This is a genomic window from Methylobacterium sp. 285MFTsu5.1, from assembly GCF_000383455.1.
Lineage (GTDB): Bacteria > Pseudomonadota > Alphaproteobacteria > Rhizobiales > Beijerinckiaceae > Methylobacterium.
The window spans coordinates 1-10,667 of record NZ_KB911321.1; the positions used below are offsets into that span (position 1 = coordinate 1).

The window sequence follows — 10,667 nt, forward strand, 5'->3', positions numbered from 1 at the left end:
CCATCTCGGCGTTGAGCGCCCACTCGGCCAGGGCCTTCTTCAGCTCGTCCAGCAGGCCATCGGCCTCGAAGGCCGTCTTCGGATCGGCCCCAGCCAGGAGCTGGTCCAGGATTGCGTCAGGGATGCGGGGTGCTTTGCGTCGTGCCATCGGGAACCTCCTTCGGATCCACTATGGCCGCCCGCACACGAAATTCCTGACAGTCCCGGATACGGCGGGGCATGGCGTCCTCCGGAAAGCCGATCTCCGGAGATGGGGCACGTCCCGCCGGCCGGCACACTTCGCCACACGAAGTGCGGAAGAACCACGATCCTCCGGCGTTGACAGCCATATTCAGCAGCAGCTGACCTCACGCTGCAGCTTGACCCGCGGCCACCTGCGCGCCTGCCTGGATCACACCTGCCTTCGAACCTGCCGCAGGCAGGAAGGTGCTGCTCGACATCGCCAAGGCGGCGAGCAGGACGGGCGGAAGTTCGCGCATCCGAAGTCCGCATATCAGGGTATTGCCGAGCATGCGCCGAACCTATAGCACCCCGACGAAGACGCACCCACGTACCTCAACCAGGGAATGAGCATCTCCCGGAGTAGAGGCGGTGCAGCCTCAAACGTCACAAACGCCCATGCCGCCGGAGATTACCAAAATGAGCATCAATCGAACGACGTTTCATGAGTCAGGACCGCAACATCCGGCTCAGCAATACTCCTCGAGAATGTTCATTAGCAAAGTGGAAATCTTCATAAGGATGGACGATTACAAACCGAAAGCAACGCCATTAACACTGGCGAATTTAAAATTTCTGAACAGATCGATCGAGAAAGAACTTTCGAGACCGCCAGGCTAACTGAAATGAACCCATAAGGACGAATTTCAAAGAACTGCGAAACGGCAAACGCGGGAGCAGATTAACCTCACCCGAGTGAGCTCCGAACGCAAACTGATTCGACATCACTTGTTATGTAATACCTAAGGCCCTCCGATGCCACGAATAGCCAGGAAAATCAAGCGTACTTGGACAGATCTAACCGAACAACTGGCAACCGCCAGAGAAATCAAAAATAGATTCGATCCAAATTTTTATAGGCGCTATTTTGGCGATCTAAGTCATCTCCGCGGAGACAGGGCGCTCAAGCGTCACTATTATCGACACGGACGTGTCGAGGGCCGCCCCGCCACTCCAGAAGCTCTAATCAAGAAACTTACCCTCGAGCACGGCGCAATTCCGGCAGATTTCCAACCAGCCGAATATCGGGCAATGAACCCCGACCTGCGGCACCTAGAAGAAAATTACGAACTAATTGCACATTATCTTCAGTTTGGCAGGTACGAAAATCGCGAGTACATTCATAAAGATGAGACAGTAGAACGCGACTACCGGATATACACAAAAAAGGTGTCGAGCACGCGAGAATATCCGGAGAGCTTTCAGGAGTTTGCACGCGCAAAAAATCTGACCTCAACCGTTTGGATCAAGCTCCTAAATCTTGGCGAATTCAACCTGCTAAATCGTGAACTTCTGCCGCGTTCATGTCAAACCAGAATTGAGGCCATTTGCCTCTTTATCGAGAGCGGTGTCGACAGGCAACTCGCATTGTCTGCGAAGTATCGATTTGATCCGATATTTTATGCGACCGTAACCAGCAGCAAGAAAATCTTCAAAGACCCAGCTGAATTGTACAGGTACTGGCTTAATACCGGCTTTGGCCGCGGAGAGGCTCCGAATGAGCTAGAGTTTCTAAACGGCATCATCGGGGAGGATGAGTTTCCAGCCTGTTTCAACGAAGAATTGTACAGACGCAATGCTGCCAAGCATGTATCTGTGCCCGCCGGCCGCGGGAACGCTTTGCGACACTTCATTGAATTCGGATTCGCGAAGAACTTAGACGCAGTCGAAAAAGGGGCTAACGGCGGGAATTTCATGAACGTCCTGGCCCGACGATACCTGCTGCGAAACCAGCTAGTTCTCGCCTCAAAGGCGTCGGACAAGGCAGTCTCTATGGCACAAGGCGTGAGTTCAATACATCACACGCGCGGCGATGTGCTCAGGGCCCAGAACCGAATATCCGATGCAACAAAAGAGTTCCTGATAGCTGCGCACCTACCGAATGCCTCCGTATGGAGCCATATCCACGCGATCGAAGGCTTGGCATTCACGCTTGAGGAATTTGAACAGACGCTGAAGGAAATTGAATTTTCCTCTCAACAGTGCAGCTCGTCCTACCAATGGCGACTCACAGCGCGTCGCGCTCTGACGCATCTGCAAAACGCCAAGCAGAGTCATTATATAACGGCATACAAGAAGGGACGCCGCACCGAGGCCGACAACGAGCTTCATACAGACCTCAAGCTCATTACCGACATATTGTCGAAGATACAATCCTTTCCGGCAGTTCTCCCGCCAAGTAAGCACGGCCCCATTTTGATAATCGCAAATCGCGACTTGGCGCAATGCGATCATTACCGCGTGGTTCAAAAATATAATTATCTCCGGCTTGGTGGATGGGACGCCGAGATTCATAACCAGAATCGGTCGGACGCCTACCGTCCCGCTATCGACCGCGCGAGAGCCGTTATATTCTACAGAACTCCCGCCACGCCAGAAATCATACACGCCATACTATATGCCCGCAGTCTAGGCCTACCAACTTTCTACGACATCGACGATTTGATATTCGACGCCATAGCGTATCCCGACCCCTATAAAAGTTTCCAGGGACAAATCAACGAAGACACATACGCCGGACTACAATATGGGGTTCCTCTATTCCGTTACGCAATGACGTTATGCGATTTCGGCATCGCTTCTACACCCGAACTCGCTATCCACATTCGTCCGCTGGTCCGCACCGGCATATGCCATGTTCTGCGTAACGGCCTCGACTACAGAAATGACGCTTACGTCCTACGGGAGCCGAAACCTCTGTCCTCAGACATGGTGACAATTTTCTATGGGTCGGGCACCAAGGCGCACAATCAAGATTTTAACGATCTCGCGGCGCCAGCATTGGAATATATTTTGCGCGAGCATTCCGATGTCCGTCTGGTGATTGTGGGACACCTTAAACTTACTGCGACATTGCAGGGCTTCGACGAGCGAGTCTATCAGATCCCGTTCAGCAACAATGTATCTGACTATTGGGAGGTGCTGTCGGGTGCGGATATCAATCTCGCACCTCTCGCCAGAAGCAAAACTACGGACTGCAAAAGTGAAATCAAGTGGCTCGAGGCTGCAATGTGCGGCATTCCCTCAGTCGTAAGTTCGACTGCCACTTACGATGAGGCACTTCGCGACGGCGAAGACGTGCTTATAGCGCGATCGCCAGATGACTGGATGCGGGCCTTAGAATACCTTATCCGCAACCCAGAGCGCCGCTACCAGATAGGGAACATGGCTAGACAAAGGGCGATCATCAGCTACAGCTCCGCCGCCGCTGTTGAGGTACTGTCTAAATTTTTGCCGCCACCGACCGCCGTGGCGGCTGGAGAAGAGTATGCACCCGATTTGTATCGTGGCTCTCCAGCGCGATCACGTTGGAATGCTAGAATGAAAGCCACGAACGACTCTGCGGCCTCAGACGCTCCAGAACAGCTCTTACGCGATCCGGCCGAATTGAAGCCTGCGACGTCCAATGGAATAGGTGGACGGCATCGCGTTTTAATCGTCAACATATATTTCCCTCCACATTCGATTGGGGGAGCTACTCGCGTTGTCCGTGACAATGTAGAGTATATATCTTCTCACTATAGCTCCTTATTCGACTTAGCAGTTGTCGCAAGTGACGTTGGCTCGAACAATCCGGGTGAGATATCTGTCGATTCATACGGCGACATACCGGTCTATCGGATTGGGATAGAGAGTAAACATTATATGGATTGGTATGGTTTTGACGAACAAATGGCTGCTCCCTTCCAGCAGGCAATCGACCGCTTCAATCCTGATCTAATTCACTTTCACTGTGTGCAAGGTTTAACCGCTACGCCAGTCGAAGTGGCAGTTCAGCGTAATATCCCATATATCGTTACCACTCATGATGCATGGTGGATTTCAGACTTCCAATTTCTGATCGATGAGGATGGCCAGCTCCATCTTCCGTCATCCGATCATTTGGCATCGTCAAGCGACGTACCGCTCGGTCGGCTGGCTTCCCTAGCACGACGGCGGCGTCTGGAGCGCCTACTTGCAAAGGCGACAAAAGTCTTGAGTGTATCGCAGAGTTTCGCTGATATTTATAGAGCCGCTGGTGTTTCGCAAGCTGTCGCGGTTCCAAACGGTATATCAAGACTCCAATTCCTACGTCGTAATGAATCCAGAAATGGCAGAGTGCGGCTCGGCCACATAGGGAACCGCTCCGCTCATAAAGGGGCCACATTGCTAGAGGCGATACTCCGCTCGAATGAGTTCCGGAATCTTAGCCTGACGATGGTGGATAACAGGTACGACGCGGGTTACAGTAGGACTGAAACTTGGGGGACAACTCCCGTTGAGATTATTGGTCCAGTCCCACAAGCGAAAGTGCCCGAATTGTATGCCCAGCTAGATGTCCTTCTAGCCCCTTCACTATGGCCCGAAAGTTTCGGGCTGGCGGCGAGAGAAGCCAAAGCGGCAGGTTTGTGGGTCGTCGCGAGCAGTTTAGGTGCAATCGGTGAGGAGATCGAGGAGAATGTAGACGGCCACGTTGTAGAGGTGAATGACATTAATCAATTGCAAGGCGTCTTACATCGTATAGATGAATATCCAAGCCGGTATCTGGTTTCTCCACACCGAACAGGCACTCAACCTCGCTGGTCAGATGATCAGGGTGAGGATCTTGTTCGGATCTATCGAGAGATACTGAGGTCCCGATTGGCGCAGAAAGGGCTGGCGCTGACGCCCAACTAACCACCGAGACAAATCGTTAGCATAAGGTTCGATGAGGGCAGTAGACGTTGCGTTGTAACCCGCCTTACAGATTTCGCAGCCGACGTTTCGACCTGCGGCGCTGGACAGGCGCTGTCGCTCGTCTGGAAGTGCCCTATGTCATTACGACCTAACGCGTTGCTAAAAAAGCGGCGTTCAGGATGCAGCCGTCAGCCACATCGCGAATATGCCTGTAAGCAGGCTGATTGATCCCGAATGGAGTTATGACCATGACATGGTCACCGGTAACACGTCGCGATGCATTCCTCACTCGCGGTACTAATCCAAATACTGGACGAGGCCTTGAGATCGGGGCTCTGAACAATCCTATCATTCCTTCAGGAATAGGCTCTATCAAGTACGTAGACTATACCGACACTGAGGGATTGCGGAGGCAGCACGCGGCCTTGCCGGACAGGGTCGCTGGCATTGTAAACGTCGACTATGTATGGCGCGGGTCGGGGTCCCTCGCCGAAGTCGTGGGCGAGGTGGACGCTTTCGACTTTGTGATAGCGAGCCATGTGATCGAGCATGTGCCGAATACGCTGGGATGGTTTCGCGGTATCTGTTCCGTCATGAAGCCAGGTGGCGTGTTTAATCTCGCGGTCCCGGATAAACGTTACACTTTCGATCTGAAGTGTCCCCTTAGTACGCTGGCCCAATTGATCGAGGCAGATATGCTCAATTATCAAATTCCGAGCGTACGGCAGATGTTTGAGCATACGTTCAACATAGCGAAGATCGAGCCTGGCGCAATTTGGCTTGATAACTTGAATGTGGACTCGCTCGAAAAATATAACTCTGATTACGCCATTTATCTGGCTCATGATCAAGCGTCAAAAATCATAAGTGAAGGCACCTACATTGATAGTCATTGCTGGTTTTATACTCCATCGTCGTTCCTTGAGTTGATGGAGGGCGCTGTGTTGCTCGAAAGATTTGATTTTCTCCTAACTCACATCGAGCCCACGCTTGAGGGTGACTTCGAGTTCTTCGTATCTCTTGAGAAGCCTCAGAGGGTAGAAACGCGAGAGAAGCTAAAAATGCAACAATTTGGACTGATTCAAGATGCGAAGCGTCTCGTTGCTGAACGTCAGCGGAGATTTTCATTAGCTGCCCTGATGTGAGCACGTTGTAAGATAGAGTTGCTCCAGTTTAGAGTTGTTCCCGATCAGGTAGAGACGGCCAAGTCGTTCTTGTAGCCGGCTGCGGCGAGGTAGCTGCGGCACTCCTGCGGCGTGAAGCGCGTGAAGGCCTGTTGGATCCCTGCCCGGAGATCCGGGACTGTGCGGGCGGCCGCACTCCGCAACAGCGCTTTCAGCTTTGCGAACACTTGCTCGATCGGGTTGAAGTCGGGGCGGTAGAACGGAAGATTGAGGAGCCGCGCTCCCGCGGCCCCGATTGCATCTTGCCCGCCGGCAACCTTGTGGGCTGGTAGGTTGTCCATGACGACGTCGTTACCGGGCTGTAGGTCTGGGACCAAGGTCTCGGTGACGTAGCTACGGAAGCGCGTGCCGTTCGTGGGGCCGTCCAGCAGCGCGGTCGCGCACTGGAGTTGACCCGTTTTGGTGGCTCTTCGTCATTTCGTGTGGCTTCCCCGTGCGTTCTCCGTTCGTGTGAGAAGGACGGAGCTTGGCGATGGCGCGGCTGCACGAGGTTCCTGGCTGCCGGGTACTCTCCATCGAAGACGGGCATGAGGCGAGCGTTGTCATGCACGTTCGCGGCTGTCGCTGCGCAGGACGATGTCCCGTTTGCGGCACGCTGAGCACCGCCCGTCACGGCTCCTATCAGCGGCACCCCGCCGATCTACCCTCCCTTGGACGCGCCGTTCGGCTCGACCTCACCGTCCGGCGTCTGCGCTGCCTCAACCCCTCCTGTCCCCGACGGACATTCTGCCTTCCTGCCCCTTCTCTCCTGGCTCCGCACGCCCGACGAACCCGACGCCTCGCCAAGGCCCAGCAGCGCGTCGGCTTGGCCATCAACGCTCGAGCCGGTGCGCGCCTGCTGGCAAATCTCTCCATGCCGGCGAGCGCCTCGACGCTGCTGCGCCTCATGCACGCCGCGCCCTTGCCGCGCGTTGCACGAGCGCGGGCAATCGGTGTCGACGACTGGGCCTGGCGTCGTGGGCGCGCCTGGGGCACGCTCGTCGTCGACCTCGACCATCATCGTGCCATCGATCTTCTGCCCGACCGCAACTCGGCGACCTTCGAGGCTTGGCTAGCGTCGCACACCGATCTGGAGATCGTCGCACGGGATCGGTCGACAGGCTACGCGCGTGCGGCCCAGGCCGTCGTCCCGCGTGCCCAGCAAGTCGCGGATCGCTGGCACCTCCTTCTGAACGCGCGCCAGATGCTGGAACGCTGGTTGGTCGGCGCTCATGCCCGCCTGCGCGCCCTTCCCGTCCCCTCCGGCGCGGCGGCTCCCGTTCCTGATTACGCCCGCGACCACGCTTTCCCGCGCAGCCGCACAGATCAAGCTGCCGCGCAGGAGGCACAACGTTGGAGGGCCGTGCGTCATGCACAGGTGCAGCGCCGCCGCGCGGCCGGCGAGTCGATCATGGCGATCGCGCGCGCGATCCCTCTGGCACCGGCAACAGTGCGGCGCTACGCCTCCATGGAGAGGCCCCCGGAACGCGGCGAACGGCGGATTGGACCGAGCCAGCTCGACCCCTGGCTGGCCTATCTCGAGCGCCGCCGCGCCGAGGGCTGCGAGAACGGATTGCAGCTCCTGCGAGAGCTGCGCGAACGCGGTTACGCGGGCGGCTCGCGGCAGGTCCACAAATGGCTGCAGAGTCGACGGACGAAGGTCGCGATCACCACGCCGCGACGCTGGCGTGACGCCGTTCCCGGCATGACGGCCCCCGGCTGGGCCGAGCTGCCGGCGCGGCGCGAGCAACTGCCGGGATCGAAGGTCCTCGCCTGGATCATGACGGTGGCACCGGACCGGCTGAGCCCGGCCGATAGCGCGCTTCTCGCGCGCATCGTGCAGGATCCCGATGCGGCCACGCTACACGGGCTGGTCCAGCGCTTCGTCGGGTTCGTACGCGAGGCCGGGAAGAAGGGGAACGGATCGTCCGCCCATGGCATCCGACGTCTGGCGGCGTTCGAGGCTTGGATCGTCGAGGCGAAGGCGAGCGGCATCCGAGCCGTGCAGACGTTCGCCAGCGGGCTCGTCGTTGATGCGGCCGCGGTAAGGGCGGCGTTGACGATGCCGTGGAGCAACGCTCAGTCCGAGGGCCAGATTACGAAACTGAAGCTCATCAAGCGACTGATGTACGGCCGGGCCGGCTTCGACCTCCTACGCCGTCGCGTGCTTCTGGCTCCTTGACCCACACGAAATGACGAAGAGCCACTGAACTGAAGCAAGTCCACCACGAGCCGATCCGGGCCGGCGTACCGCGCCACAGGTCCGATCGCGGCGATCAGACCGACCGGGACCACCATGTCGATGCCCGGGATCGTCATCAGTCGCGTGACGTTCGCGTCGGCGCGGGCCTGGCGGCGGCTCAAGGCCGTGGGCGGCCTCACGCCTTGCGGGTTCATCTGCCAGACCTGGACGAAGGAGCCCGATCGCTTCAGGCTCGATCCGTCACACCAAATGCCCTCACCAAATATGTCGGCCAGCCAATATCGCGCCGACGAGCAGGAGTGGGCACGGCCGAGGTCCCGGGCTATGCGATCGTGTACGTCGTTGCGGCCGGCATGACCGCGACTGCTCGTGTCAGGGTTGCCGATTGAGGTGTGCACCATGAAGCGATTTCACGTCTCGGCATCATTCATCGCGCTGACCGTCGGTGCTACTCACGCTGAGATGCGGCCCCCCTTCACCAATCCGGGCGGAGTCGTGCGAAGTTTCCAACCTGGAGTGACGCTCCCAAGTCCGACTTTCACCGGCGTGACAACCATAAACGGCACGATCAGCTCGTTCCGGGCGGGTGGTGATGGCTTCTGGGCGTTCGGCCGAGTCCGCACGAAGCCGGGTCAGGGCCTCTGCATCGGCGGCGGTAGCATCGATGAAGGCTCCGCCTGCACCCTGCTCGGCAACGATGGATCCCCCAACTGGCTGAGAGTCATCACCAGCCAGGAGTTCAACCCGACCGAAATCGTCCTGTATTCTGCGGCTGCTCAAGGCAAGGCTCAGACGGTCCAGGGCACCAATCGAGTCACGTGGATCGACAACACCCCATTCAGTACGGCTGGTGACTGGCCTGGGCGCAAGTTGTGGTTCGGCGACAAGGCTTATCTCATCGTAAGTGTCGCCAGTCCCAACTCGCTGACGGTGAAGAACATTGACGGATCTGCTGTCAGCTTTGCATCGAACGCCACGGACACCTACCATGTCGTTTTCACCAGCGGAGAGGGAACAGCGTCGGTCACCGGGACGACCGTGAAGCGGCTCCAGGGAGCTCCGTTCGCCACCCCGAATCCGAACAACCCCGATGAGGGGATGCGGATCAACGGATTGCTCTACAAGGTCTCCGCAGTCCCCAACGGCGATACGATGATTCTGCAGCAGGCTCCGGGGAATCATTCATCGGTTACGTACAAGTATTTTGCAAATGTCAACGACCAACTAACTACCCTAAGAGTTCAGAAGGTGGCGGGCACCAATGAGGAAAATCTCAGTATTTACACGCGTCCGGACGGCTATCACATTCGAAGCTTGATCTCGGGAACTGGCAAGTTCTGGCCGATGGTCCTCGGCAACGGCGGAGGCGGTGGCCGGCTCTACGAACAGGTCGTTCTCAATGTGGATGGCTCCCTGTCCATCGGCGATCGGCCGGGCGGCGACAGCGTGCGGATCTACAGCGGGTCAGCCCCTGGGCAGGCCGCGGCGAACCGCTTTGAATTAAGTGGCGGCAACACTGGCACCGGCCCAGTCATCCGATCGCGAGGCTCCGACGCCAACGTACCGATGGCGATCGACCTTCAGGGCAGCGGAGATTTGAAGGTTTCTGGAAACACTTTCGGTCAGACTCTGCTCCAGATTTACGGCACGACGGGCACGGGCAGGCTGGCATTCCCCGGCATCTTCAACAATTCGGCGGATACAGGCCTGCAAGCCAACGGTGCGGCGGCGAACATCGATGTGCGTCTGGTCCCCAAGGGCGCCAGCGGGCGGGTCGCCCTGGAGGGTCCCGCCAGGTTGCGCGTCTACACTGTCGCTGGGCTGCCCACCTGCAATAGCGCCCTGCAGGACACGCTCTCTGCGGTGAGCGACGCGACTGCTCCGACCTACCGCGGCGCCCTCACAGGCGGCGGCACGGTCCGCCTGCCGGTCTACTGTGATGGGTTTGCCTGGACAGCGCACTGATCTGGACGAGTCGCTTCCCGATCAGTCACAAGGCTGGGGAACTGCCTTGACCAAACGGGGTGAAGTTCCGCAGAAGCCTACCGCAGCCTGCGTTGTGAGGTGGAGTGCACCCTGTTTGACCGGACAGGCAGCGGGGCGGGTTTAGGCAGTCCGGCTGAGGTACTCTCGGGGCGAGAGCATGCGCAGGCCGGAGTGCGGGTGGATCGTGTTGTAGTCCTCGAACCAAGCCGGCAGAAGCCGCATCACGGTCTCGGCGTCGGCCAAGATGGCAAGGCGGGCATAGTCGCGCTTGAGCGTCTTCACGAACGCCTCCGCGATGCCGTTGCTCTGCGGCGAACGCACCGGGGTGAACAGCAGCCGTAGGCCGAGCGCGGCGGCCGTCTGCGCTGTCTCCTTGGCGATGTAGGCGGAGCCGTTGTCGGACAGCCACTCGACCGGGTGCGGGGTCTTCGTCGCGCCGA

General features: G+C 57.9%; 6 protein-coding genes and 4 pseudogenes. 5 read left to right on the forward strand and 5 right to left on the reverse strand.

The genetic code is table 11. The features are described 5' to 3' along the window. Together H288_RS34950 and H288_RS35400 are read right to left on the reverse strand one after the other, a co-directional pair. Positions 1–148, reverse strand: a pseudogene (locus H288_RS34950) (IS256 family transposase); the annotation flags it as partial. Positions 149–347: 199 nt separating this feature from the next. Further along, entirely contained in the window at positions 348–512 is a 165-nt protein-coding gene (locus H288_RS35400; RefSeq protein WP_158684275.1) for a hypothetical protein, read from the reverse strand. Positions 513–975: 463 nt separating this feature from the next. On the opposite strand from H288_RS35400, the gene H288_RS35405 reads away from it, so the two are divergent. Beyond that, complete coding sequence (locus H288_RS35405; protein WP_043713652.1) at positions 976–4,875, forward strand: glycosyltransferase; 3,900 nt, start codon at positions 976–978, stop codon at positions 4,873–4,875. Positions 4,876–5,117: 242 nt separating this feature from the next. After that, a complete protein-coding gene (locus H288_RS34540; protein ID WP_081636600.1) occupies positions 5,118–6,020 on the forward strand; it encodes a methyltransferase domain-containing protein in 903 nt (300 codons plus the stop codon). Between the two features lie 44 nt (positions 6,021–6,064). On the opposite strand, the pseudogene H288_RS0131000 reads toward H288_RS34540, so the two are convergent. Beyond that, positions 6,065–6,439 (reverse strand): annotated as a pseudogene (locus tag H288_RS0131000) (transposase); the annotation flags it as partial. Between the two features lie 86 nt (positions 6,440–6,525). On the opposite strand from H288_RS0131000, the gene H288_RS0131005 reads away from it, so the two are divergent. Next, positions 6,526–8,220 carry an ISL3 family transposase gene (locus H288_RS0131005; RefSeq protein ID WP_051123809.1) on the forward strand — a complete coding sequence of 565 codons (1,695 nt, stop codon included), beginning with the start codon at positions 6,526–6,528 and terminating at the stop codon, positions 8,218–8,220. 44 nt (positions 8,221–8,264) lie between these two features. On the opposite strand, the pseudogene H288_RS34955 reads toward H288_RS0131005, so the two are convergent. Continuing rightward, positions 8,265–8,393 (reverse strand): annotated as a pseudogene (locus H288_RS34955) (IS110 family transposase); the annotation flags it as partial. On the opposite strand from H288_RS34955, the pseudogene H288_RS36185 reads away from it, so the two are divergent. Then, a pseudogene (locus tag H288_RS36185) lies at positions 8,392–8,598 on the forward strand (hypothetical protein); the annotation flags it as partial. The pseudogenes H288_RS34955 and H288_RS36185 sit on opposite strands and share 2 nt — an antisense overlap. 42 nt (positions 8,599–8,640) lie before the next feature. Next, positions 8,641–10,206: a hypothetical protein gene (locus H288_RS35410; protein WP_158684276.1), complete on the forward strand. Its 1,566-nt coding sequence runs from the start codon at positions 8,641–8,643 to the stop codon at positions 10,204–10,206. 141 nt (positions 10,207–10,347) lie between these two features. On the opposite strand, the gene H288_RS0131015 is transcribed toward H288_RS35410, so the two are convergent. Beyond that, positions 10,348–10,667: integrase core domain-containing protein (locus H288_RS0131015; RefSeq protein ID WP_020096448.1), on the reverse strand; the 320-nt coding region annotated here is incomplete at its 5' end.